The organism is Parabacteroides massiliensis (assembly GCF_900155425.1).
GTDB lineage: Bacteria > Bacteroidota > Bacteroidia > Bacteroidales > Tannerellaceae > Parabacteroides > Parabacteroides massiliensis.
In genome coordinates, this window is record NZ_LT700191.1 from 1,844,140 (window position 1) to 1,869,789 (window position 25,650).

Consider the following 25,650-nt stretch of genomic DNA (forward strand, 5'->3'; position numbering starts at 1 on the left):
ATACCTTTGTCGTAAAGATTATAATAAAAAAGGACATTATGGCCGCTCAAAAAGTAGTAATCAGCAAGGATCTCAAAGCCGATTTGCAGGCGTTCTTTGCTTCACTGAGTTATGATAAACTCTTTATCCTGACCGATACGAATACGCAAGAAAAATGTTACCCGCTGATAAAAGATATTCCTGCCTTGCAGAATGCCCCGGTCATTACGGTACAGGCGGGCGATACGCATAAAAACATCGAACAGGTCGCTTCTATCTGGTCTCACCTGTCGAATGAAGGAGCTTCCCGCAACTCGCTTTTAGTCAATCTGGGTGGTGGCATGATTACCGATATGGGAGGCTTTGCAGGCGCGACTTTCAAGCGTGGGCTGCGGACCGTCAATATCCCGACTACCCTGATGGCCTCCGTCGATGCGGCTGTAGGAGGAAAGACCGGAGTAAACTTCAACGGTTTGAAGAACGAGATCGGTTCTTTCTATCCCCCCGAATGTGTCTTTATCGATTGTGAGTTCCTGCGTACGCTCGATCGCGACAACTTGCTTTCCGGTTATGCCGAAATGATCAAGCATGCGCTTATCAGTTCAATGGATATTTATACTTCCGTCCTGTTGTTCGATCTTGATGCGAAAATCGATTATGCTTTTCTGAACAAGATGGTCGCCCAGTCGGTAGCCGTAAAAGAACGTATCGTGGAGGAAGACCCGAAAGAACATGGCATCCGTAAGGCGTTGAACTTCGGCCATACGATTGGCCATGCCTACGAAAGCCTGTCCTTTAAGAAGAACCGCCCTTTGCTGCATGGTCATGCCGTTGCCGCCGGTATTGTCAGCGAATTGTATCTGTCTCATAAGGTATGCGATTTTCCGATGGATAAACTGAGCCAGGTCGTTTATTATTTGAAGGAGTATTATCCGGCTTTCGTGTTCGATTGCAAGGATTATGATACCTTATACGAGTTGATGACACACGATAAGAAGAATGAAGCGGGAATCATTAACTTTACTCTGCTTTCTCAAGTAGGCGATGTCCGGATTAATCAGCAGGTGAGCAAAGAGAAAATCCTCGAATCTCTGGATTTTTATCGTGAAAGCTTTGGAATATAACGAAAACTTTTTACCTTTGCAGCCGTAAAACAAAAGCGGGGTGTAGCTCAGCCCGGTTAGAGTACGCGTCTGGGGGGCGTGTGGTCGGAAGTTCGAATCTTCTCACCCCGACAATAGCTGAGCAAATAAAAAAGAGGCTTACTTGTAAAAGTAAGCCTCTTTTTTATTTCTTTATTTGTTTACCTCCTCCAGCAGGTGGGGAGCGCATTTGAAATGAATGATGGTTCTGGGAGGCAGTTGTACGGTTGTCCCGTTTTTCAGGTTACGTGCAGGACGGCTGGATTGAAAACGGGGTTTGAATGAGCCGAAACCATGCAGGCAGATTCTTTGACCTTCTTTGATCTCCTGGACAATTAGCTTTTGCATTTCATCGATTGTCCGTTTGACATCCTTTTTGTCTAATCCTGTTCTCTTGGACAGGATGTCGATAAATTGACTTCTGTTCATGTTTATATTATATCGCTAATAATTTCACCCATGCCTTTAACCGGAAAGGTCGCTTTTTGTTTAAGGATAAATTCTAAAGAATTTTAATGTGGATCGTATCATTAAAGGGAAAAGATTTCTCTAAAAATCCGGGAGAAGGTATGGCTGTTAAGGAATCGGGCTAAAAGGAAAAAACATAAGAACCGTAACAATAGTTATGGCCATTATGTTTTTTTACAATATACAGAAACTAAGGTTTTCACCAGGTGATTTGTGGCAAAAATTTAGAAATGGTTCTTTTCAGTTCGACAATATTGATGGGTTTGGTGATAAATCCGTTGCTACCAGCGGCACGGGCAGCTTCCATATCGTTCTCGAAAGCGTAAGCAGACTGCATGATAACGGGTATTTGTGAGTTTTTCTTTCTGATTTCTTTCAGAGCATCGATCCCATTCATTTCCGGCATTTTTATATCCAGTAAAATCATGTCCGCCCCTTTTTCTTCAAAAATCCTCAATAGTTCCAAGCCTGTTCTGGCTTGCAGCACATTACAGTGTCTTTTTAGAATGGTTTTTAATAGCAGGAAATTGCTTTCCTCGTCTTCTGCGACCAGAATAGTTACATTGTAGTTGTCTTCGTTCGTCCCCATATTTTTTATATTTGCTATGAACAAATTTCAGTATTAATTTTCACATGAGCAAATAGATTTGGACTTATTCTCTATTTTATGGATCGATTGTTCTTGTTCGCCATTGAATATCGTGAAGCCGGGATCGGATTCATTTTTCCTGTTTGTTGAAAATAAAAGGTCCGAAAGGTTGAAAGATCCGAGGATGTTTGTATATTTAGTGCGTTAAACGAAACGGAGAGATTGAACTTGCCGTTTTCGGGAATGGTTATTAACGAAAAACATGTATAACTTTAAAATCAAACATCATGGGAAAGAGTCAATTAATTCACAACAATGAATTTCATTTGATTAGTAAAGCTGAAATTCGCAAAGCTACAGGCAAATTGGTAGAATCATTGAATCTGGCTGCTGGTTCTACGGACGGATTCGATATTTATAAAGTTGTGGACGCCTATTTTACCGACTTGGACAAACGTCATGAGATAAACGCTTTGTTGGGCATTGGTGAAAGTTGTAACTATTACGGTGAACAGGAACGGGTAGAAGAAGAGATCAAGGAGGTGGACTAAGAGAACTCTCTCCATTCTTTTTTTCAAGCAATAAAAAAGGAGATATCCGTGTGGACATCTCCTTTTCTTTTTATCTGAAAAGGCGGTAATTATTTACCGGCCAATTTTTCTTTCAGAGCAGCGAGTTCTTCAATGTCACCCAGTGTAGTCTTTTCAACCGGACCGGTTACCATTGCAGATTCTTCTTCTTTCTTGCCACCGCGTTTTGCAGATGATTTCTTTTCACCGGCTTCTTTCTTAGCGCCTTTCTGTTCATCTTCGAAGATACGGCTGTGAGAAAGGATGATTCTCTTAGCTTCCTTGTTGAATTCGATCACTTTGAACGGCAGTTTTTCGTCTACCTGAGCCTGTGAACCGTCTTCTTTTACCAGATGTTTCGGAGTTGCGAAACCTTCTACGCCGTAAGGCAGAGAGATTACAGCGCCCTTATCCAGCACTTCGATGATTGTTCCTTCGTGGATAGAACCTACAGTGAAGATTGTTTCGAATACATCCCAAGGATTTTCTTCCAGCTGTTTGTGGCCTAAGCTCAAACGGCGGTTTTCTTTGTCGATTTCCAGAACCTGAACTTCGATTTCAGCACCGATCTGAGTGAATTCCGACGGGTGTTTGATTTTCTTTGTCCAAGACAGGTCAGAGATGTGGATCAAACCGTCTACGCCTTCTTCAATTTCTACGAATACGCCGAAGTTAGTGAAGTTACGAACTTTAGCCATGTGGCGAGAACCTACCGGGAAGCGAGATTCGATATCTTCCCATGGGTCGGCTTTCAGCTGTTTGATACCTAAAGACATCTTACGTTCGTCGCGGTCCAGAGTCAGGATGACAGCTTCGATTTCGTCGCCTACCTTCATGAAGTCCTGAGCAGAACGCAAGTGCTGTGTCCAAGACATTTCAGAAACGTGGATCAGACCTTCTACGCCCGGAGCGATTTCGATGAATGCACCGTAGTCAGCCATAACGACAACTTTACCTTTTACTTTGTCACCGACTTTCAGGTTCGGATCCAAAGCATCCCAAGGATGCGGAGTCAGCTGCTTCAAGCCGAGAGCGATACGTTTCTTTTCATCGTCGAAGTCAAGGATAACCACGTTGATCTTCTGATCCAGCTGAACGATTTCTTCCGGATGAGAAACGCGGCCCCAAGACAGGTCTGTGATGTGGATCAAACCGTCTACGCCACCCAGGTCGATGAATACACCGTAAGAGGTGATGTTCTTAACCGTACCTTCCAGTACCTGGCCTTTTTCAAGTTTGGAGATGATGTCTTTCTTCTGCTGTTCGAGTTCAGCTTCGATAAGAGCTTTATGAGATACAACAACGTTCTTGAATTCCTGGTTGATCTTAACGATCTTGAATTCCATTGTTTTACCTACAAATACATCGTAGTCGCGGATCGGTTTTACGTCGATCTGAGAACCCGGCAAGAATGCTTCGATGCCGAATACGTCAACGATCATACCGCCCTTAGTACGACATTTAATGTAACCTTTGATGATTTCGTCTTTTTCAAGAGCTTCGTTAACACGATCCCAAGAACGTGTAGCGCGTGCTTTCTTGTGAGACAGGATCAACTGTCCTTTTTTGTCTTCCTGGTTTTCGATGTAAACTTCTACTTCGTCACCAATTTTCAGATCCGGGTTGTAACGGAATTCCGCCATAGACACAACGCCATCTGATTTGAAACCGATGTTTACTACAACTTCACGTTTGTTCATTGCAGTTACAGTTCCCATAACGACTTCTTTGTCCTTTACTGTGTTCAAAGTCTCGTCATACGTTTTTACAAGATCGTCCTTGCTTACCTGACCGTAAGAATCGCCCTTTTCAAGAGCATCCCAGTTGAAATCTTCAATGGGCTGAATGTTCTTTAAATTTTCCATTCTCTAATTGTTAATACTTAAGTTTGCTTTAATTAGTAAGTTAGACATTATGTTGTCATCTCTCAAAAATCGGGGCAAAGGTAATGCTTTTTTCTGACTTACAAGACTTTTTATATGGAAAAAACAATCTTTGGGGCTTGTAATACCGCGACTTACATCTTTTCTTTCTGAGACGTTTGCCTCCTTTTGAATATTTGCCTGAACTTGTAATCGGCCCCTAACAGGATGAGGGCAAGTATCCCGATGTGGGCATAGAAAGGCAGCATGCTCATGTCGGGTATCTGTACGGATATTTTTGGGAGGCCCATATAAAGGAACGAGGCGGCCGCAAGGCCGATCATAAGCAGCGAGGCGGTGATGACGGCAATCCATCCCCAACGTTCGCCCAGTTTGCGTCGACGTTCGGCTTCGGCCATGATCTGCCTCATCACGTTGGCACGGAACGAAGCGGGAAGCTCCTCTTCCGGCATCCGGCTAAACAGGTCTTTCAATATATCGTTCTTCTCGGTCATTTTATTGTTCCTCCATTCCTTTTAGTACAACAAACAATTTCTTTCGTATGCGGTGTAGTTTCACTTTTATATTAGAAGAAGTCAACCCGGTGATCGTCGCCACTTCGTCGATCGTTTTCTCTTTCATGTAGAAGAGCAGGATGATCGCCCGCTCGTCGGGCGGCAATTGGGCGAGAGCTGCATCGAGCATCTGTATCCGGTCGGAATCGTCCGTCCTGCCAAGCGCCTCGACCACATCTTGCTCCGATACGTTATTGATAACCGATTCTTCGATCGCCAGAAATTCGTGTTTCTTTTTCCGTGTCTCCGAGATGGCCGTGTTGTAGGCGATCCGGTAGATCCAGGTGGAGAAACTGCATTCCCCTTTGAACGAAGAGAGGTTCTTGAACACCTTCATAAACACATCCTGCGCCAGTTCCTCCGCATCTTCCCGGTTTCTGACCACCTTCAAGATCAACGAATGAACAGGACGGCTGTATTTGTCCAGAAGGCAGGCGAAGCATGCCGTATCTCCCGCTTGTATCCTTTGTATATAATATGTATCGGTATACAATTCCATCGTATTATAATGGACGCAAGCCGGGCGAATAGGTTACAACTTGCATCGACAAAAATAAAAAATATTTTTTTTCTTCCCGGTCTGTAACCTTTCGGGAAGAACAGCGTCAAAAGTAGCAAAGAATTTAATTAATCATTTAAAATAGTACAGTTATGATGAATTTTATTACAGCTCCGTTGATTGTCGGATTTATTTGTTTAGGTATTTATGCGTTGTTTGAACTGTTTGTTCGCCGTAAGGAACGTTTGTTGATCATTGAGAAGATCAGCGAAAGAATGGACATTTCTGATTTAGGGAAAAAGTTGAGCTTCCCTTCGTATTGCCTGCCTCGTTTTTCGTTTAATTCTTTAAAGACGGGATGCCTGTTGATGGGTATTGGTTTTGGGATACTTGTGGGCTTTTTCTGTAATCTAATAATTGCGGCAAATCGCAGCTCTTTGGATTTTGATGATGTATACGATGTTGTCAGCTCAGCCTATGGCGCATCTGTCCTTTTGTTCGGAGGCTTGGGTTTGGTCATTGCATTCATAATTGAGATAAAGATGAAGAAAAAAGAGGATAAATGAAAATGTTTTCACTTTCTTCTTAGGGTGAAACAAAAGTTCCATCGGCAGGAAACAAAAAATCCGTGCCGATGGAACTTTTATTTTATTGGGAGGAAAGAGCCGGTTGGTCGGAACGTTTCCACTCGTTGATCAGCTCGCTGATCGTTTCCTTCACCGACATGATGCGGGTTGTCCGCCAGGCATTGCTGCCTGCAAAGGCGTAGCCGTTTTCAAAGTTCCCTTTGAAAGCGTTATACAAAGCGGTTACGATGCAATAGGGGCTTCGTGAGATGTCGCATGTCTTGATGCAGTTGAAAGGACAAACTTTCGGTTGTTTCAAGCCGTCTTTTACTTTCTGCAAGAAAGAGCTGTGGATGGCTCGTCCCGGCATGCCGACCGGACTCTTGATGATCTCGATGTCCTTTTCTTCCGCTTTGATGTAGCTTTCTTTGAAAGCGTCGGAAGCGTCGCACTCGGTAGTGGCGACGAAACGGGTTCCTAATTGAACGCCCGATGCTCCCAGGTCCATCACGCGTTTGATGTCTTCACCCGTGTAAATGCCTCCTGCCGCAATTACCGGGATTCTCTTGTTGTATTTCTCTTCGAAGTGGGAAACTTCTTTCACTACCTGAGGCAGCAGTTCTTCCAGTGAGAAATGTTCGTCTTCCAATTGGTTCTCCTTATATCCTAAGTGACCGCCGGCTTTCGGGCCTTCCAGCACGACAGCGTCGGGAAGATAGTCGTAGTTGTTTTTCCATTTCTCGCAGATGATGCGGATGGCGCGTGCGCTGGAAACGATGGGGACCAGCTTCGTCACGCTGTCTTTCTTCAGGAAAGACGGCAGGTCCAGAGGAAGTCCGGCACCGCTGAAGATGATGTCCACCTTTTCCGCAATACTGGTTTTTACCAGTTCGGCGAAGTCTGAAAGGGCAACCATCACGTTCACACCGATAATACCTTTGGCCTTTTCCCTGGCTTTCCGGATCTCGGCTGCAAGGCCCAGGTTTCCGGCTTCGGTGTAATTGGGAGAAAGTTTTTTGTATAAGAGACCGAGACCGGCTGCGGAGATAACGCCAATCCCACCTTCATTTGCAACGGCTGAGGCTAAGCCGGACAGAGAGATTCCTACGCCCATTCCACCCTGGATGATTGGAATGCGGGCTTTCAGATCCCCAATTGTTAATGTCTTCATGTAAATATAATATGTAGGTAAAAAATATATGCGGCAAAGGTAGCACAATAAACCAGAGAATGTGCAAAATTAACTGTTATTGTTGCACAAATAAACAATAATTGTGCATCGTGATCGGGGGAAACAAAAAAGGCGGTATCAAAACCGCCTTGCAAGGATTCATTATTGAACTTATTTAACAGGGATATAACCGACTTGTTTTACCGTTGCCTGTCCTTCTGCCGATAAGATATAATCGATAAAGGGTTTCACTTTCCCTTCGTTCTTCACATCGTAGTAATAGAATAGCGGGCGAACGATTGGGTATGTCTTGTTCTTTGCATTTTCGAAGGATGGCTCGGTGAATGTTTTACCGGCGTCGTAAGAGACATGGATCGGTTTTACTTCTTTGTTGACATAAGCCAAGCCGACATAACCGATCGCTCCTTTGGTCTGGCTGACAGACTGGATGATGGCTCCCGTTGCAGGCATGCTGAGGATACCGTTCATATAGTTCTTGTTCTTCAGGACGCTTTCTTTGAAAAACTCGTATGTTCCGGAAGATGTTTCGCGTGAATAGGCTACGATCTTCATGTCGGCGCCGCCCACCTCTTTCCAGTTTTTGATCTTTCCGGTGAAAATGCCTTCCAGCTGTTCACGCGTCAGGTTGGACACTTTGTTGGACGGGTGTACGACTATCGCCAACGCATCGTAGGCGATCACCACTTCTTTGGTGTTTTTCTTCGCTTCCTGCAATTTGACTTTTTCGTCGAATTTCATCTTACGGGATGACATGGCAATGTCGGTCGTCCCTTCCATCAAGGCTGAAATACCGACACCGGAACCGCCTCCTGTCACTGTAATCTTGGCCGATTTATTTTTGTTGATGAAGTTTTCTGCTTCCGTCTGGCTTAAGGGAAGGCAAGTGTCGCTTCCTTTGATTTTCTGTGCAAACACATTCGATACAAACATACAGGCTGCTACTGCGGCCATAACAATTGTCTTTTTCATTACTCTGTTTTTGAATTAATTTTCTGTATGCAAAGTAAATAGTCGTGTGTTGCAAGCGTGTGAAACGGATGTTACGTTTGTGTTAAAACTTATATTGCAGCCGCAGGGTGAAAACGTCGTCTTTCCTGTCCTTCTCATATCCCTTTACGAAGTTGCTCTTTTCGTTGAAGTTGAATTCGTAATAAGCTTGTACGCGGATATGTTTGTTGAAGTGATACAAGGCGCCGATGCCGAGTGTGCTTTGGGCGAGGTCGGTCTTGGAGGTCAGGCTGTTCTCAACGCCGATCTCGTTCCCTTTCAACTTGGTGTTGGGGTCGTAGGCGTCATATTTGAGGACAGCGGAGAATGGAGTGGTGCCGATGTCGTGCACCAAATAGAAAAAATAGCCGATGAAAGGGCGTTTGAACAGGGCGTTTTCCGGTTCGTTGGCCGGACGTGTGCCTGTGTTGGGGCTTTTGCTGCTGGTGGCGATGCCGGGTTGTGTTCCTAACAGTCCTTCACCGCGTAGGGTTGTCGTTCCCCAACTGTTGTTGAACGAGAACTGCGCATCCAGACCGATGTACTCGCGTTTCATGTATGTGCCGGTTTTGCCTTTGTCGATAGCGATGAATTTTTTGCCTTGAAGTTCGTAGGCCGTGGTGGTCGGATTGTAAACGCCGCCGTTGTAGTAGGAAGCGCCTAATCCCCATTTCCCCCAGTTGCCTATTTCTTTTTCGGCTCCCAAGCGGCCGATGAAGTCTTTGCGGTTGTCGGTTTCGCGATTGATGCTGTTGCCGGCAAACAGTCCGGCATCGAGACGGAGAAAACCGATCGGGCTTGTCTCTTTGGCACGGAGCGTCAACATGGCGCCTAAGTCGCGTTCGTCCGGAAAGAAGTATTGGATGATAGTAGCGCGTTCGGGAGATTCCAGACCGCTTGTCGAGTAGCCGATCTCGTATCCGAAAGGCCGGTTGAAAACGCCGGCCATCAGTTGGCTGCGTTTTGTCCAAGGATCTTTGAGGCCGATATACAGATCGCGGAAGCTGATACCTTTGTCGTTGGCCTCGATCTGTACGGCACCGGTTCCGAGGCCGTCGTTATATTCGAATTTCAACCGTCCTCGGCGGATGCCGAAGCGGTTGAAACCTTTATCTTCATGTTCGTTCTTGTCGCCAACTTTCAGGGTGGCATCTTCCTGGCCGTACTGAAATTGTCCTTGGATATAGGCGGACACTTTGAACTTGCTGAGCTTCTGGACGAGTTTGTCCAATGTTGTCGTCTCCTGCGAAAGCGAATCGACACGTGCATTCAGTTTCTCTATTTCCAGAGCTTCCTGTGCCTTCATCGCAAGTGGAAGCAGCGCCAGCAGGCCGAGCGCGATAACCTTTCCTAATTTCATTCCTGATTTTTGTAAATCGTCGTTTATGATTATAATTTTGTTTGCAAAGAAACAGGAATGCTGTTTCGCGACTACGACATATATGTTACATTTATGTTACAGATTGCCCACGACATGGCGCGTGTTTCCCGCACGCTTTTCAAGTTCTTTGATTGTCAGTGTTATCACTTTTCCGATCGGCTTGTTGTCCCGATAAGTGACGATACGCAGCCAGGTTGCATTTTTCGGAATCCGGAGCGGCGTTTCGTATTTCGGAGTGAAACTGTCGGGATCCGTGTTATCGAATGTATAATAGATGTCGAGGTTGCCCGGTTCGCTGTCCAGTTTGATCTCCAACGCACCGTCTTCGGCGTAGTAAGGAGTGACGATGGCGTTATACATGCTGCGTGCGTAGTTGATCTGTGCCTGGTCCGCACGAACGAAATGCTTTTCGACACGCGGCAGGAACCGATCCCATTCCGCCTTGGACGGTCCGGTCCAGAGGACTTCGGCAAGTGCCCATCCGCGTGGCCAGGTCATATATTCGGCATGGTGGAAAGTGGGAACGGATTCAGCCCAGAGGTTGCCTTGTCCTCCTAATATCATCTCGGCCGGCACGCCATCGGGGACCGGGTTGAAACTGTAGGAATCTTTCAGGCGGCACATAGAGTAGGTGTCCGGTTCGACAGACGGTTCGCCTTGCCAAAGGTCGATGTAGCAATGTTCGGCCGGTGTCATGATCACATGATGACCGGCTTTGGCCGATTTGATTCCGCCTTCCATCCCACGCCAACTCATGACGGTAGCATCGGGAGCCAGTCCGCCGTCGATAATCTCGTCCCAACCGATCAGTTTTTTCCCTTTTTCTTTCAGGATGCTTTCCATACGGTGGATAAAGTAGCTCTGCAATTCATTCTCGTCCTTTAGGTTTTCCGCTTTCATGCGAGCTTGGCAACGCGGGCATTTATGCCAGAAACCTTTGAAACATTCGTCGCCTCCGATATGGACATATTCGTCCGGGAACAGGTCGGCTACTTCCGTCAGGACTTTGTCCATAAACTCGAAAGTAATATCCTTGCCTACACAGAGCGTATTTTCGTCCTCACCGTAAAACTTGTTGCCGACCCCGACAGCCGACGGCGCCTTCATACACGCCAGGTCAGGGTAGGCGACGAGTGCCGCCAGGCTGTGCCCCGGCACGTCTATTTCCGGTATGACACGCACGTAACGTTCTGCCGCATAAGCCAACACCTCTTTTACATCTTCCTGTGTGTAGAAACCTCCGTAAGTAGCTTCTTCTCCCGGTTGCTGTGGCTCGCGCTGCCACCATTGCCCGACACGCGGAGCACGCCAGGCGCCAACTTCCGTCAGGCGCGGCAGGGATTTTATTTCCAGGCGCCAGCCCTGGTCGTCGGTCAGATGCCAGTGGAACACATTCATCTTATATTCCGCCAGTTCGTCGATGTATTTTTTCACTTCCTCTTTGGTGAACCAGTGGCGGCTGACATCCAGCATAAGTCCGCGCCAGGCAAACTGAGGCTTGTCGGTGATGTCGGCACAGGGAATTGTCCAATCGGTGCCTTTTTGTTCCCGGTTGCTTTTTATTTCGGGAGGGAGCATCTGCAATAAGGTTTGTACTCCGTAGAAGATTCCGGCCGGCTGATGGGCGGTGATGTCGATATTGCCATGTTTTACCTGCAGGCGGTATCCTTCCGCACCGAGAGCTGCATCTTCGGTCAGTTTGAACTCGATGTTGCCGTGTTTTTCAACCGGGATTTCGAAACCTGTTGCAGGTGCGACCTTATTGTTGAAGTAACGTGCTATCCCCATTAACTGCGGATTGGAAGTGTCGAGTGTGATAGCTGCCCGGCGAGTCAGTTTGAAATGGTCCGTCCCGACCGTCATTTCTTGGGGTTGCGGGATCAATGCCGGTGCATTGTTCGGAATGTCTTTTTGGGAACAGGAGCTAAATCCCATTATGAGGCCAGCTGCAGCGAAGATAAGTAGAGACTTTTTCATGAATTTGTGTACTTGTTTATGTTTAAGTCGCAAAGATAGGGATTAATTGCGAATGCCTGCCGGTTTTTGTTCCGGCAGGCAGATGTTTTCAGAATCTCCAACCGAGGTTGATCTGCAGGACACCGTTACGGGATTTCTCCCCACCCCAATTTATGGAGTTGCCATTCAGTTTGATGTCACCGTCGGATAGGGTATTGGTGAGCCCTATATTGTAGTTCATCGAGACCAGCAAACCTAAATCGAATTGATAGCCGACACCGATACCTAATGCAAAGTCAAAAGTTTTGAATGCATCTTTCGAATCGACCGAGAGATCGGCCCCATTATAAGAGGCACTCGCTTTGGAACGGGCCAAGAAACCGAACTGAGGTCCTGCAAATGCATAAAAACCTTTGTAAAGGTAAGCTTTTGCATAGATAGGAATGTTTATGTAATCGTTTTTGATTTTACCGGAGACACCGCTCTCTGATTCTTTCACACCTTGCATGGAGTAGTAAATGCCCGGTTCTATGGCAAACTGCGGATTGATTGGAAACTCGGCGGCAAAACCGACGTTCAGTCCCGGTTTCATGCTTCCCTCGGTATTTGTCATATTAGCGAGGTTCAAACCGATCTTCGGTAAGAAATGGAACTCTTGTGCACTGGCCTGAAACGCCACGAACATCAACAATAATAAAGCAATCTTTTTCATAATGGATAATATTAAAATGAATAATAGATAAACTTTTCATGACTAAAAAGTTGCGCTATGCTATTATAACGCAACTTCCTATCAATTTATTATTTCTTATGCTCTTCTATCCACTTTCGTGCATTCACGAAAGCTTCGATCCACGGAGTGACTTCGTCACTGTTCTTACGATCTTCAGGGTAGTAACCGCACTGCCACGGGAACAGGGCTCGTTCCAAGTGAGGCATCATTGCCAGGTGGCGTCCGTCGTGCGAGCAGACACCGGCAACCGACCAAGGCGAACCGTTCGGGTTGGCAGGATAGCCTTCGTAGTTGTATTTAAGTGCGATATGGTATTCTTTTTCTTCATACGGGAAAGAGAACTTGCCTTCGCCGTGAGCCACCCAGATTCCTAATTTGGATCCGCTTAATGAACCGAACATGACGGAATGGTTTTTCGGTATCTCGACCGAGATGAAGTTCGATTCGAACTTATGCGAATCGTTGTGCAACATCTTGTGTTTCTTTTCATGTTCCGGATAAACCACGCCCAGTTCAGCCATCAACTGGCAACCGTTGCAGATACCCAGGCTCAAAGTGTCGGGACGTGCATAGAAATTGTCCAGCGCCTTCTTGGCTTTCTCGTTGAATAAGAAACCGCCGGCCCATCCTTTGGCAGAGCCCAAAACGTCGGAGTTGGAGAAACCGCCGCAGAATACGATCATGTTTACATCTTCCAGTGTTTCGCGTCCGGATGCCAAATCGGTCATGTGGACATCTTTCACATCAAAACCTGCCAGATACAGTGCATAAGACGTTTCACGTTCGCACTGGCAACCTTTTTCACGGATTACAGCAGCACGGATTCCGCTCTTTCCTTTGCGGTCGGCAGTCAGGCCGTAAGAAGACAGTTTGCCGGTGAAGTTTTTCGGATACTTGAATTCCAGCGGCTGCATCTTGTAGTTCTCGAAACGGTTGCCTGCGCATACGTTACCGCTCTGCTTGATGTCCAGTTTATAGGACGATTCGTACCATACGTCGCGCATGTAGTCGATGCCGAAGTGGTACTGGATGCCTTCTTTGGACACCAGAATGTGACGTTCGGAAGTCGGCTTGGCAATAATGGCAAAACCTACGCCTGCATCTTCCATCAGCTTTTCGAATGCTTTCTTGTCTTTCACCTGAACCAGGATACCCGGGTTTTCGGCGAACAGAATCTTGACAATGTCCTGTTCCGACAATTTGTCGAGGTTCACTTCCAGGCCGCCTTCCACGTTGGCGAAACACATTTCGAGCAATGCCGTGATCATACCACCGGCTGAAATGTCGTGTCCGGCGAGAACCAGGCCTTTTTCGATAGCGTCCTGCACGGCGTTGAATGCGTCGGCAAAGTATTCGCTGTCTTTAACCGTCGGCACTTCGTTGCCCAATTTGTTCAGAACTTGTGCAAGAGCGGAACCGCCCAACTTCATCGTGTCGAACGAGAAGTCTATATAATATATGTAAGAATTCTTTTCGTGAGCCAATACCGGAGAAACGATCTTGCGGATGTCGCTGACTTCCGCACCGGCGGAAATAATCACCGTACCCGGAGCAAGCACCTTATCGTCGCCGTATTTCTGTGTCATGGACAGGGAGTCTTTGCCGGTCGGGATATTGATACCCAATGCGCAAGCAAAATCTGAAGCAGCCTGGACTGCCTTGTACAGACGGGCATCCTCGCCTTCGTTGCGGCACGGCCACATCCAGTTGGCACTCAAAGATACGCCCGACAACTTATCGGACAACGGAGCGAAAACAATATTTGTCAATGATTCGGCAATCGCCATGACAGAACCGGCTGCCGGGTCGATCATCGCCACCTGCGGAGCATGGCCGATGGAAGTAGCGATACCCGCTTTTCCACGGTAATCCAAAGCTACTGCACCCAAGTCGCTCAACGGCAACTGCAATTCACCTTGGCACTGCTGGCGTGCAACCTTGCCTGTCACCGAACGGTCTACCTTGTTGGTCAACCAGTCCTTGCATGCAACGGCTTCCAACTGAAGCACGTTTTCCAGATAGTGATGCAGTTCGGATTCTTTATAAACGACCGGAGCGTATGTCTCTTCGACCGTATGATCCTTCATGATCGTTCTTGGCGGTTTGCCGAACATATATTCCAGCTTGATGTCGATCGGTTTCACGCCGTCGGCCTGTTCGAAGACGAACTTCATGTCATTGGTCGTTTCTCCCACCACATACATCGGTGAGCGTTCGCGGTCGGCAATACGTTTTACGCGAGCAACATCTTCTTCCTTCATCAACAAGCCCATACGTTCCTGGCTTTCGTTGCCCACGATTTCCTTGGCGGAGAGTGTCGGGTCGCCGACAGGCAGCTGGCTCATGTCGATATGCCCGCCGGTCGCTTCCACCAATTCGGAGAGGCAGTTCAAGTGACCGCCAGCACCGTGGTCGTGGATGGAGATGACCGGGTTGTTGTCCGATTCGGCAATCGCACGGATCACGTTGGAAACACGTTTCTGCATTTCCGGGTTGGCACGCTGTACGGCGTTCAGCTCGATACCGCTGGTATATTGGCCCGTGTTTACGGAAGAGACAGCGCCGCCGCCCATGCCGATGCGGTAGTTGTCACCCCCTAACAGGACTACTTTTTCGCCTGGTTCGGGATTGCCCTTCAAGGCATCGCGCATATTGGCATAACCGACACCGCCGGCCAGCATGATCACCTTGTCATAAGCATATTTCTTCTTGTTCTCTTCGTGTTCGAATGTCAGGACCGAACCGCAGATCAGCGGCTGTCCGAACTTGTTACCGAAATCGGATGCACCGTTGGAGGCTTTGATCAGGATTTGTTCCGGAGTCTGATACAGCCAAGGGCGCGGATCGAGTATCTTTTCCCATTCACGTGCACCTTCCGTACGCGGATAAGATGTCATGTAAACGGCTGTTCCGGCAATCGGCAGAGAGGATTTTCCACCGCCCAGACGGTCGCGGATTTCACCTCCCGATCCGGTAGCCGCACCGTTGAACGGTTCGACCGTTGTCGGGAAGTTATGGGTTTCTGCTTTCAGCGAGATAACCGATTTGATTTCTTTTACTTCATAGAAATCAGGTTTGTCGCCGCTTGCCGGGGCAAACTGTTCGATTACCGGGCCTTCGTTGAAAGCCACGTTATCTTTGTAGGCGGAAACCAATTTGTTCGGGTTTTCCGCCGATGTCTTCTTGATCAGGTTAAAGAGAGAACTTTCTTTCTCTTCTCCGTCGATAATGAATGTACCGCCGAAGATTTTGTGACGGCAGTGTTCCGAGTTCACCTGTGCAAAGCCATACACTTCGCTGTCGGTCAGCCTGCGTTCCAGCTTCTGGCTTACTTCGTTGAGGTAGGCTACTTCTTCATCGCTCAATGCCAGTCCTTCTTGTTTGTTGTAGGCTTCGATATCCTCGATATAAACAATCGGGTCCGGTTGTTTGCTGATCGTGAAGATGTCCTGGTTCAGACCGTTGTAGATACGCTGCAACATCGGGTCATGTTCTGCTTCGCCGGAAGAAACGGGGAAGTATTCCTCGATACGTGAGATTCCGGTGAGTCCCATGTTCTGGGTGATTTCCACGGCATTCGTACTCCACGGGGTGATCATTTCCCGGCGTGGACCAACATACCAGCCTTCCAATGTTTCAGCTTGGAGAGGTTTTGCCTCGCTAAAAGCCCAAACTAATTTTTCTACATCTTCAGGAGAGAAAGCGTGTGCAGCCTCCACAGCTAACACCGTCTTTGTTGGAGATTGAAAGAATAGAATCATATCGTCGATTTATTAATGGTATTCCGTTCATGCGGGAGATAACAAAGGATATCCCTCGCTTACAAAGTGCAAAGATAGTGCTTACTAACTGAATTTCCCCCAAATCTGTTGAAGAAAATAAATTTGTACCTCTCGATAAGTCGCTGTATCTTTACAAACAAAAAAGTGAGTTATATTTTACTCAATAATAAATCATGGCTATAGAACATAAATGTAAGATTACTGTCCTTGAATGCAAGTGCTATAAGGATTATCAAGAAAAATATTTGGCAGATCCAAATAGCGGGCCTTGTCCTTGTTTCAAACCGGGTGATGAGTTCCTTCTCGAACGCAATGGCAGCAGGGATGACTTTTGGCATATGCTTGATGGCCGGTTTTGTTCGGAAGCCTGGGATGCGATCAGTCGTTATGTGTATGCCGCATTGCAAGGAGGCAGCATCATGAAGGGATGGACAAATGACGAAAAGATGATGATCGCTTGTTGCAGTGATGGCACACGGCCTGTCATTTTTAAGATAGAAAGGATTGACGTTGAAGTAGAGAAAGAGACCAATCCCGACGGAAAGCAATAATATAATCTTCGCTATTGTAATGAACATGGAAATGAATATGAATATGAAAGGAATGTCGATAAAAGCAAAACAATTAATTCTGTTTCTTGCCATATCAATGTCAGTGGTAAGTTGTGAGTCAAATGATGTCATAGACGAGGAAACTCCCGTTATGACTATAGAAGACTTCCCTGTGATAGATTGTTCAACATCCACCCAGCCACTAAGTGTCATCTTGGCGGCAAAAGTATTGGGATTGTCTTATACTTGGTGGAATCATGCTGTTTTGGATCAAATATGGTATTGTAAGATCGACTATGATAATGCGGATATTTCGCAAGAAGAGGCGCGATTGTTAGACAGCAAATTGAATTGTAGCACGACTCATGGTTCATACACGAACTTAATCGATGGCAACGTTCAGCTCATAATAGCCTCTCGTAATATATCGAGAGATGAAAAAGCCTATGCCGACAACAAAGGAGTGTCATTGATTGAACGCCCTATTGGCCGTGATGCTTTCATATTTATTGTCCCTGAAAAGAATCCTGTAACCAATCTGACCATTTCACAGATACAAGATATATATACCGGCAAAGTCAGAAACTGGAAAGAAGTTGGCGGAAACGAGGCAACGATCAATCCTTATATAAGAGATGCCAATTCAGGCAGTCAAGAGAAAATGGAAACTATGGTTATGCAGGGCCTGACAATGATTGATTGGCCGGAAATGATCACACATGGCATGGCTGGACCTTTCTTTTCTTTGCGCATGGACAAAAACGGCATAGCTTTTACTCCCTATTTCTATTATAGTATTATGGCACGAGACGAGACTTGGGCGAAATCCATAGGGATTAATGGGGTAGAACCTAACAAAGAAAATATTTCAAACAATACATACCCTTACATATCAGAAATATATGCAGCCGTGCGCTCTGATGTAGACAAAACATCCCAAGCCTATAAACTATTTGAATTCTTGACAACAACAGCCGGGCAAAAAATCGTAAAGGAAAGCGGATATGTCCCAATGCCGACAGGGGCAGAGGGTTCCAAAAGTTCACAAGTACGTTGACAATGACTTGTAACTGATAAGAACCGCTGCCTATTTTACTTTCATTCGCTTAATGTATTCACTTGGGGTTATACCTTCTATACGTTTGAAAAAACGACCGAAATGTGAAGGATAATCAAAACCTAAAGAATAAGATGTCTCGGTCACAGATTTTCCCGACATGAGCATTCCTTTGGATAGTCTGACTATATGCTTGGCGATATATATGTGAGCGTTTTCGCCAGTTTCTTCCTTTACCAAATCACCCAGGTAATTTGGAGCGACACATAAATGCTTGGCACAGTATTTTACCGTTGGCACGCCTAATAGGTGTTGCTGTTCTTTTTGATAATAGTCAGCCAACGTTTTTTCCATTCTGCTTATGATATGGATTCTTTTTGTTCCCAAAGGCAGACTGTATTGCTTGTTAAACAGTTTGTTGCAAAGAACAAGCAGCAGTTCGATAATCTTCTCTATCAGATTGCAGTCTTGGCGTTCTTCGTAGAGTTCGCCTTGTAGCATTTCCAATAAGTTCTTCATCTGTTTCTGCTCTTGGTTGTCCACCACCAAAGCTTCATTGACATGATATTTGAAGAACTCAAAACGAAGAAGAGATTTCTCGAAAGTTTTGCCTTGAAACACTTCCGGACTAAATAATAAAGCCCAGCCTTTCCGTTGAAAACGAGTTCCATCATCAGCAGAACCACCTATTTGAGATGGTGCCACGCATACGATGGAACTCTGGGAATAGTTGTAATGCCCAGAACCATATTCGAGGGATTCTTCTTCATCTTCTAACAAGAATATGCCATATATTCCCCACAAACACCGGCAATGGCGTATGGGAGGCAAGTCATTATAATGGATGATGCTTACAAGTGCATGGTGATCTTCCGCTCCGACAAAAGCATTGTAGTCATGTACACTTCTTATCTTTATATCATATTCCTTTGCCATGGCCAAAAAACAAATTCATCTGTAACTTTGCTGCAAAAATAAGGGAAAAACAACCATAATTCCCTTTGTCGTTGCCATTTTATTCAATATCAGTAATTTTGGCTTTTCTTTCGTTGTTTTGTGTTCTTCTTCAGCCTCTTCCACGCCTTATTTTTGTAACCGTGTTATAAATTAAGGATAGAAATGAAAAGGACATTAATATTGGGGGCTTCTGGAATGTTAGGGCAAGCTATTGTCAAGAAAATGCACTGTCTTTCTGATAATAGGCCGTTAGTCTTGGCTGCACGCCATGCAAAAGAACATTTTCTTGAAAATGCAGATTGCCGTGTAGTGAATTGTGATGCTACGGATGCTTCAAGTCTTCGGACGGCCATGGCAGACTGTGATACCGTGTTCTGCGCTGTATCAGGTGAAGATTTGCCGATAGTCGCCAAGAACATCATTGCCGAAATGGAAGGAAACGGCATTTCACGACTTGTTTTCATGGGAGCTGTGGGTATATATAACGAGATACCTGTCGAACTTGATGACGAAGACAATGTCAGAAACAATGCAGAGCAGATACCTAATCGTGACGCAGTGGAGGCTATTGAAGCAAGTAATCTCAATTATACTGTCATTCGGCCTGGTTATTTGATGACAGAAGGCGATGCGTCAGATTTTGTGCTTACATTCAAGGGAGAACAGGCCAAAGGGTATGAAACCACGTTGAGTTCTGTTGTAAACTTGGCAGTCGAGTTACTTGATAACCCTGGATTATATTCAAGGATGAGTGTAAGCATAACGAAAGATATGACAACAGAATAAGTATATTAACAGGCCTTGTCATGCTCCTTGTAGGAATGACAGGCGCAATAAAAGCACAGAAGATGAACGTTATACCAACAATCAAACTGAACAATGGCATTGAGATGCCACAATTGGGAATAGGAACATTTGCAGTAAAGGAAGATGCCGCTGAAAGAGTGTGCCATGCCGTCAAGACGGGTTTTCGCTTGATAGATACAGCACAAGGGTATGGCAATGAAAAAGAAGTGGGCGAAGGCATCCGTAAAAGTGGCATCGACCGCAAGTTGCTTTTCATTACAACCAAAGTGAATACTACAGAAATGCGCAATAAGACTGTTCGCCAGTCTATAGACAACAGTCTCAATGATTTGGGTCTCGACTATATCGACCTTGTTCTTATCCATTGGCCTGTGGCAGGACATATAGAAGAGACATGGAAAATTCTTGAAGAATATGTAGATAAAGGAAAGATACGTAGTATCGGATTGAGCAATTTTAATCCCCATCATATCGATTCTTTGCTCTTGTATGCGAGGATACGTCCAGTGATTAATCAGATAGAAATCCATCCTTACATGACACAGCAAGCAAATGTGGACTTCAATTTCGGCAAAGATATACAGGTGGAAGCATGGGGACCACTCGGACAAGGTACCAATGGTGTTTTGAATGATCCGACCATCGAGGAGATAGCACGACGTTACAACAAATCTGTTGCCCAAGTTATTCTTCGTTGGCACATGCAGCGAGGACTCATTACAATACCTCGTTGCGATAATGATGACTACACAGGTGAAAACCTCTGCATCTACGATTTTGAGTTATCACCAAAAGAGATGGAAACTATTAGTGGGTTGAACAGGAATCTACGTACATACGAAAAGAATGACCCTGATAACTTTCCTTGGTAAATAACAGGCAAGGATGGGGCGAGAACTGTCATACTATCATTTTTATTTCGTATCGTATGAATATCAATGTTTATGTCGCATGATGGTTGGCATGATGGATGGATATTCAAGTATCATACTATCATGGGTACAACCGCTTTTTGTATGTGTATAAGGTTTATTATTAGGCGTATAGCAATATCGCCACCCGAAACCGTATCTATTACGATCGTTCCTCTCTTGCTCGTTTTTGAATCAAAAGTGCCACTTAAGAACCGGTTCTCATGGAGCGACTAATCCGGAACATGCTAAAAACTAATTCGAAAGTCATAGTAAACTAATTCAAAGCATATAGCATATTACCGATATGTAGTACTACCTATCCTTCTTATGTGGTACTACCTATTGTCGATTAGTAGTACTACATAAGGACAATTGGTGGTAACTACCAATAGATACTTTACTATATGTTTTCATTTAGTTCTTCGGATGCTTTGACTTAGTTAGCGGCATGAACCGAATTAGCCGGGCGGTTACCTGAGGGCGGGGTTCAAGGAGTGTCTTATGAGGAGATGATAATTGAAAAATAAAGAACAGTTTCAATTGTATATAGGGAATTTGTGATTTATATGTCGTATTTTTGTTTTGTGGTAAGGTAGATTAATATCGATATAATAATTAATTTAGTATCATGAAATCAACAATCGTATTAGGAATAGGGGCCACCTTGTTGGCCTCCTGTTCCGGGAACAAACAAAAGACGGAAGAGAAGGGGGGGCAGCAGAGGCCGAACGTTATTTTCCTGATAGCCGATGATATCGGTTATGGCGACTTGAGTTGCAACGGATCGAAGACGATCCATACGCCGAATGTGGAACGCTTGGCGGCGCAAGGTGTCCGCTTTACGGATGCGCATGCGGTGGCTGCGACCAGTACGCCTTCGCGCTATTCGCTGTTTACGGGGCATTATGCTTGGAGACGGAACGATACGGGAATTGCTGCCGGAGATGCCGGAATGGTGATCCGTCCCGAACAACCGACCGTTGCCGATATGTTCCGCGAATGCGGCTATGTGACCGGGGCGATCGGGAAATGGCATTTGGGATTGGGCGACAAGACCGGAACGCAGGACTGGAACGGCTTTATCACGCCCGGCCCGACGGATATCGGTTTCGATTACTCCTATCTGATGGCAGCCACGGCCGACCGTGTCCCCTGTGTATTCGTCGAAAACCAGCGGATCGTCAATCTTGATCCTAACGACCCGATAGCAGTCAGTTATAAGGAACCGTTTCCGGGCGAGCCGTTGGGCAAAGACCATCCAGAGCTGTTGACGAAGCTCAAACCGAGTCCGAACCACGGGCATGATATGGCGATCGTGAACGGCATTTCGCGTATCGGCTACATGAAAGGGGGCAAGCAGGCCTTGTGGGAAGATGAGAATATAGCGGATAGCATCACGGTGAAGGCAGTCCAATTTATCGAAAACCACAAAGATGAACCGTTCTTCCTGTATGTCGGGACCAACGATGCGCACGTCCCCCGCTGGCCGCATCCCCGTTTTGTCGGCAAGAGTGGCATGGGTCCTCGTGGCGATGCTTTGCTGCAATTCGACTGGACTGTAGGAGAAGTGATGGCAGCGCTCGAAAAAGCCGGCATTGCCGAAAACACGTTGATCGTATTGAGTAGCGACAACGGTCCTGTTGTGGATGACGGTTATGCAGACCGGGCCGTGGAATTGTTGGGCGATCATAAACCCTGGGGACCGTTCCGTGGAGGTAAATACAGCATCTTCGAAGCCGGAACGCGTGTTCCGATGATCGTGAGCTGGCCGGCCCAGGTGAAACCGGGTGTTTCCGATGCATTGGTATCGCAGGTCGACTTGTATGCCTCCATGGCAAGCCTGATGGGTAAGACGCTCGAAGAAGGGGCCGGCCCAGACAGTCAGGACCACCTGGATGCATTCTTGGGAAAGGATTTGAAAGGACGCGACTATGTGGTCGAAGTTGCCGGTTCTCTTTCTGTATCCGACGGCGAATGGAAGTATATCGCTCCGAGCAATGGAGCCGCCTACCAGAAACTGACGAATATCGAGTTGGGCAACAGCAAGGAAGAACAGCTTTACAACTTGAAGCAGGACATCGGCGAAAAGAAGAATCTGGCAGCCGAACATCCCGAAATCGTTGCTAAGATGAAAGCTATTTTAGAAAAAGAAAAGGCAAAATAGCCTTTTTACATAAAGAGTGAAAGCGCCTGTAGGTTGTCTAAAAAACATTCCTACAGGCGTTTTTTAGTTAAAAATGAACAAGCTCGTTTTATTCTGTTTTCGGTTTGCGTTATCTTTGCAAATTCATAAGGCAGAAAATAAAAGGATAATGCTTGGATTGATTAGTAAAGGAATTGTTATTGGCGTGCTGGTTTCCGCCCCGATGGGCCCGATCGGTATGCTGTGTATACAACGAACGCTGAACAAAGGACGCTGGCACGGGTTTGTTACCGGATTAGGGGCTGCTCTGTCAGACGTGATTTACGCTACGTTGACCTGTCTGGGAATGGGGGTCGTGGTGAACTTTGTGGAGGCGAACCAGGCTCCCTTGCAATTGATCGGCAGTGTCGTATTGGGTGTTTTCGGTTACTATATTTTTCAATCCAATCCTGTAAGGAATTTAAAAAAGCAGCGGGAGAAAAAGTTATCTTTCACCCAGGATTTTATTACAGCTTTTCTTCTTACCTTTAGCAACGTTTTAATTGTCTTGCTATATATTGGTTTGTTTGCCCGTTTTGGCTTTGTCTTGCCTGAACATTCTGTCTGGATGTTGTTGAGCGGTATTGCTTTTATAGGGGTGGGAGCTGTCCTTTGGTGGTTCGGAATTACTTATGTAGTGGCAAAATTAAAAAAATGGTTTAATGTGAGAGGTATATGGTTGTTAAATAGGATTGTCGGATCGATCATTATCGTTTTGTCGGTTATCGGAATTTTGTCCGTATTGCTGACTTCTTATTGGCATCAACCAATGCTCCAAATCTATAATTGAAATGAAGAAACTGAAAGTCCCTTATTTGGAAACGCTGGATGTACTGGACCTGTCATCTGTAGGCTTTTTGATGGAAAAAGCCCGGCGAGAGTCGATCGATGTGATTAACTGGGAAGAATATCCCTATAAGCCTATCGTGGCATTCGATATCGCAAGATCGAAAGAGAGTCTGTATATTCGTTACTTTGTAAAAGGCAATTCTCTGAAAGCTCTTTATGAAGTGGACGGTTCGCCTGTCTACCAGGACAGTTGCGTGGAATTTTTTATGAAGCGGCTGGACGATCCCAATTACTACAATTTTGAGTTTAACTGTATCGGGACATGCGATGCTTCCTATCGGGAATCGCGTGATTCGAAGAAATCGCTGACAGCCAAAGAATACGCTTCCATACGGCGTTTTTCAAGCCTGCCTCATGTCGCTTTCGCAGAAAAATTGGGGATTTATAGCTGGGAATTGGTGGTTGCCATCCCTTTCCGGTTGATGGGACTCGATCCTGACAACCTGCCTGAGAAAATAATGGGCAATTTTTATAAATGTGCGGACGATACGGAATTCCCGCATTTTGTCAGTTGGAATCCGATCGACCTTCCTGCCCCGAACTTCCATTGTCCGGAGTTTTTCGGGGAGATATACTTCTAAGGTATGACGTGAGGGCGGCAAGCCCGTCCCTTTCACGGATTATAAGTGGATATCGTTCAGTTCGACTAATTTGTTGACAATGGCGTATACAGTCAAGCCGCTGACACTGTGTACTTGCAGTTTCCGGGCGATGTTGCGCCGATGGGTGACGACGGTGTGTGTGGAAAGGAATAACCGGTCGGCTATTTCGCGGTTTGTCATCCCTTTGACAACGCAGACTACGATCTCTTTTTCACGTGCGCTGAGCGTCTGCTGTTCTTCGTTTTCGATCTCCTTCTCCGGTGGCATGTGGAGGCGTTCCAGTTTGTGGCGGATTTCTTCCGGGCTGTCGTAGATGCTGATCTGGTCATCGTAGAGCCGGAGTAAAGCATGATCGGCGACGGCATATAGCAAGGCTATGCATTTCATTTCCGTACAGCCGGTTTCCTCTTTGAGAAGCTGCATGGTGTAGAAGCCGGGAAGCGACGGGTTGATAATCAGCATATCCGGTTTGTGCGAGCGAAGTGTCTCCTGCAGAAGTTCCGCAGTGGCGATTTCGATGAGCTGGATGCGGAACCCGGGAAGCCGTTTCAATACCGCTTCGAGCCCGCCCCGAATGATGGCGGACGGTTCGGCAATCGCTATGTTTAATGAAGTGCTCATAGGTTCACTGTATTGTTTTTTCGAGAGCCAGGATTGCCGGCACGAAAAGAAAGTCTTCCACATGGTTGTGGGACGACAAGTCCTGCTCGGTTGCAAAAATATCAAACAAGACACTGTTCAGCAAGTTGTTGCCCGGTCCCGGATAATATTTGATCAGGATATTTTTCAGTTCGATGATCTTCATTTCGATCTGGTCGTGATGTTTCCGGAAGATCGTTATGTTGTATTTCGGGTCTCTCACCCCCTTCAGCAATCCTCGTACATAAGGAAATACCGTCTTTTCTTCATACAGCATGTGTTTGTTTACCTCCGTCGCATAATCGTCGAAAAATTTGGTAATGACGAACGCCACATCTTTCGGGCAACCGGCAATCGCATCTGTCAGCTTACGGCGGATATGGGGGAGGCGGAAGTCCAGAAAATAGGCGTGTGCTTTATGCAGATAAGCGATCAAAGCCTCGATCGACAGGCATTTGTCAATGTTTGTCACCGGCTCGGATACCTCTTCCGTCAGGAAGTTCACGACGGTCAGGAACGTGCAGGGATCGACACCGTTTTGGCGGCATACCTCTCCGATGTTCTTTTCTCCGAATCCGAGTGCAATACCGAAGCGACTCATGACAAGCACCATCGGGTAGTTCTCGCAGATCAGATCGCTCATTTTATCGGTCTCCCGATATTTACCATTCTTATACATAGGCTTTTCTCTCTTGTCTTGGAAGTTTGAATCGCCAAAGATATAACTTTTTCGGAAATATGTTTGTCCGGAAACGTAAGCCGTTAAGAAGAATACACCATAATTACGTAAAAATCAGATTGGTTGATCTCTT

24 protein-coding genes and 1 tRNA gene are annotated in these 25,650 nt (G+C 46.0%); 11 read left to right on the forward strand and 14 right to left on the reverse strand.

Annotation, left to right across the window (positions count from 1 at the left end):
- The first annotated feature begins 38 nt into the window (after positions 1-38).
- The gene (gene aroB, locus BQ9893_RS18410) at positions 39-1,103 is read left to right on the forward strand and encodes a 3-dehydroquinate synthase (protein WP_075967269.1); all 1,065 of its coding nucleotides are present in this window, start codon (positions 39-41) and stop codon (positions 1,101-1,103) included.
- Positions 1,104-1,139: 36 nt separating this feature from the next.
- A tRNA-Pro gene (locus BQ9893_RS18415) sits at positions 1,140-1,214 on the forward strand.
- Positions 1,215-1,274: 60 nt separating this feature from the next.
- On the opposite strand, the gene BQ9893_RS18420 is transcribed toward BQ9893_RS18415, so the two are convergent.
- Together BQ9893_RS18420 and BQ9893_RS18425 are read right to left on the reverse strand one after the other, a co-directional pair.
- Positions 1,275-1,550, reverse strand: coding sequence for an HU family DNA-binding protein (locus BQ9893_RS18420; protein ID WP_075967270.1), 276 nt, complete (start codon positions 1,548-1,550; stop codon positions 1,275-1,277).
- Between the two features lie 238 nt (positions 1,551-1,788).
- Positions 1,789-2,178 carry a response regulator gene (locus tag BQ9893_RS18425; RefSeq protein WP_075967271.1) on the reverse strand — a complete coding sequence of 130 codons (390 nt, stop codon included), beginning with the start codon at positions 2,176-2,178 and terminating at the stop codon, positions 1,789-1,791.
- Positions 2,179-2,465: 287 nt separating this feature from the next.
- Here BQ9893_RS18425 and BQ9893_RS18430 point away from each other — a divergent pair, with 287 nt between their 5' ends.
- Positions 2,466-2,729, forward strand: coding sequence for a hypothetical protein (locus tag BQ9893_RS18430; RefSeq protein ID WP_075967272.1), 264 nt, complete (start codon positions 2,466-2,468; stop codon positions 2,727-2,729).
- Between the two features lie 89 nt (positions 2,730-2,818).
- On the opposite strand, the gene rpsA is transcribed toward BQ9893_RS18430, so the two are convergent.
- From rpsA to BQ9893_RS18445, 3 genes are all read right to left on the reverse strand, one after another.
- Positions 2,819-4,612 carry a 30S ribosomal protein S1 gene (gene rpsA, locus BQ9893_RS18435; RefSeq protein ID WP_075967273.1) on the reverse strand — a complete coding sequence of 598 codons (1,794 nt, stop codon included), beginning with the start codon at positions 4,610-4,612 and terminating at the stop codon, positions 2,819-2,821.
- A gap of 152 nt (positions 4,613-4,764) precedes the next feature.
- Positions 4,765-5,124, reverse strand: a complete 360-nt coding sequence (locus tag BQ9893_RS18440; RefSeq protein WP_075967274.1) for a hypothetical protein — start codon at positions 5,122-5,124, stop codon at positions 4,765-4,767.
- Between the two features lies 1 nt (position 5,125).
- Positions 5,126-5,683, reverse strand: coding sequence for an RNA polymerase sigma factor (locus BQ9893_RS18445; protein WP_075967275.1), 558 nt, complete (start codon positions 5,681-5,683; stop codon positions 5,126-5,128).
- Between the two features lie 152 nt (positions 5,684-5,835).
- Between BQ9893_RS18445 and BQ9893_RS18450 the strand changes: the two genes are divergently transcribed.
- Positions 5,836-6,249, forward strand: coding sequence for a DUF6249 domain-containing protein (locus BQ9893_RS18450; RefSeq protein ID WP_075967276.1), 414 nt, complete (start codon positions 5,836-5,838; stop codon positions 6,247-6,249).
- An 82-nt stretch (positions 6,250-6,331) separates the two neighbouring features.
- Here BQ9893_RS18450 and BQ9893_RS18455 read toward each other — a convergent pair whose 3' ends face one another.
- The 6 genes from BQ9893_RS18455 to purL form a co-directional block, all read right to left on the reverse strand.
- Positions 6,332-7,420 carry an NAD(P)H-dependent flavin oxidoreductase gene (locus BQ9893_RS18455; protein WP_075967464.1) on the reverse strand — a complete coding sequence of 363 codons (1,089 nt, stop codon included), beginning with the start codon at positions 7,418-7,420 and terminating at the stop codon, positions 6,332-6,334.
- A 171-nt stretch (positions 7,421-7,591) separates the two neighbouring features.
- Positions 7,592-8,410, reverse strand: coding sequence for a phosphate ABC transporter substrate-binding protein (locus BQ9893_RS18460; protein ID WP_075967277.1), 819 nt, complete (start codon positions 8,408-8,410; stop codon positions 7,592-7,594).
- Positions 8,411-8,492: 82 nt separating this feature from the next.
- Positions 8,493-9,788, reverse strand: coding sequence for a porin family protein (locus BQ9893_RS18465; RefSeq protein WP_075967278.1), 1,296 nt, complete (start codon positions 9,786-9,788; stop codon positions 8,493-8,495).
- Between the two features lie 96 nt (positions 9,789-9,884).
- The gene (locus BQ9893_RS18470; RefSeq protein WP_075967279.1) at positions 9,885-11,786 is read right to left on the reverse strand and encodes a beta-N-acetylhexosaminidase; all 1,902 of its coding nucleotides are present in this window, start codon (positions 11,784-11,786) and stop codon (positions 9,885-9,887) included.
- An 88-nt stretch (positions 11,787-11,874) separates the two neighbouring features.
- A complete protein-coding gene (locus tag BQ9893_RS18475) occupies positions 11,875-12,477 on the reverse strand; it encodes a porin family protein (RefSeq protein ID WP_075967280.1) in 603 nt (200 codons plus the stop codon).
- Between the two features lie 89 nt (positions 12,478-12,566).
- Entirely contained in the window at positions 12,567-16,259 is a 3,693-nt protein-coding gene (purL, locus tag BQ9893_RS18480) for a phosphoribosylformylglycinamidine synthase (RefSeq protein WP_075967281.1), read from the reverse strand.
- 194 nt (positions 16,260-16,453) lie between these two features.
- Between purL and BQ9893_RS18485 the strand changes: the two genes are divergently transcribed.
- Positions 16,454-16,831 carry a TIGR04076 family protein gene (locus tag BQ9893_RS18485; RefSeq protein WP_208610820.1) on the forward strand — a complete coding sequence of 126 codons (378 nt, stop codon included), beginning with the start codon at positions 16,454-16,456 and terminating at the stop codon, positions 16,829-16,831.
- Positions 16,832-16,868: 37 nt separating this feature from the next.
- Positions 16,869-17,888: a PstS family phosphate ABC transporter substrate-binding protein gene (locus tag BQ9893_RS18490; RefSeq protein WP_244155194.1), complete on the forward strand. Its 1,020-nt coding sequence runs from the start codon at positions 16,869-16,871 to the stop codon at positions 17,886-17,888.
- 30 nt (positions 17,889-17,918) lie between these two features.
- Here BQ9893_RS18490 and BQ9893_RS18495 read toward each other — a convergent pair whose 3' ends face one another.
- Positions 17,919-18,824, reverse strand: a complete 906-nt coding sequence (locus tag BQ9893_RS18495) for a helix-turn-helix domain-containing protein (RefSeq protein WP_075967283.1) — start codon at positions 18,822-18,824, stop codon at positions 17,919-17,921.
- Between the two features lie 183 nt (positions 18,825-19,007).
- Between BQ9893_RS18495 and BQ9893_RS18500 the strand changes: the two genes are divergently transcribed.
- From BQ9893_RS18500 to BQ9893_RS18520, 5 genes are all read left to right on the forward strand, one after another.
- The gene (locus BQ9893_RS18500) at positions 19,008-19,631 is read left to right on the forward strand and encodes an NAD(P)H-binding protein (protein ID WP_075967284.1); all 624 of its coding nucleotides are present in this window, start codon (positions 19,008-19,010) and stop codon (positions 19,629-19,631) included.
- Positions 19,632-19,693: 62 nt separating this feature from the next.
- Complete coding sequence (locus tag BQ9893_RS18505; protein ID WP_167369886.1) at positions 19,694-20,524, forward strand: aldo/keto reductase; 831 nt, start codon at positions 19,694-19,696, stop codon at positions 20,522-20,524.
- 670 nt (positions 20,525-21,194) lie between these two features.
- Positions 21,195-22,730, forward strand: coding sequence for a sulfatase family protein (locus tag BQ9893_RS18510; protein ID WP_075967285.1), 1,536 nt, complete (start codon positions 21,195-21,197; stop codon positions 22,728-22,730).
- 148 nt (positions 22,731-22,878) lie between these two features.
- Positions 22,879-23,538 carry a LysE family translocator gene (locus BQ9893_RS18515; RefSeq protein WP_075967467.1) on the forward strand — a complete coding sequence of 220 codons (660 nt, stop codon included), beginning with the start codon at positions 22,879-22,881 and terminating at the stop codon, positions 23,536-23,538.
- A gap of 1 nt (position 23,539) precedes the next feature.
- Complete coding sequence (locus BQ9893_RS18520; protein WP_075967286.1) at positions 23,540-24,178, forward strand: carbohydrate-binding family 9-like protein; 639 nt, start codon at positions 23,540-23,542, stop codon at positions 24,176-24,178.
- Positions 24,179-24,217: 39 nt separating this feature from the next.
- Here the strand turns inward: BQ9893_RS18520 and BQ9893_RS18525 are convergent, their stop codons facing one another.
- Together BQ9893_RS18525 and BQ9893_RS18530 are read right to left on the reverse strand one after the other, a co-directional pair.
- Positions 24,218-24,820, reverse strand: coding sequence for a response regulator transcription factor (locus BQ9893_RS18525; protein ID WP_075967287.1), 603 nt, complete (start codon positions 24,818-24,820; stop codon positions 24,218-24,220).
- A 4-nt stretch (positions 24,821-24,824) separates the two neighbouring features.
- Positions 24,825-25,517, reverse strand: a complete 693-nt coding sequence (locus BQ9893_RS18530) for a hemerythrin domain-containing protein (protein ID WP_075967288.1) — start codon at positions 25,515-25,517, stop codon at positions 24,825-24,827.
- Positions 25,518-25,650 lie beyond the last annotated feature (133 nt).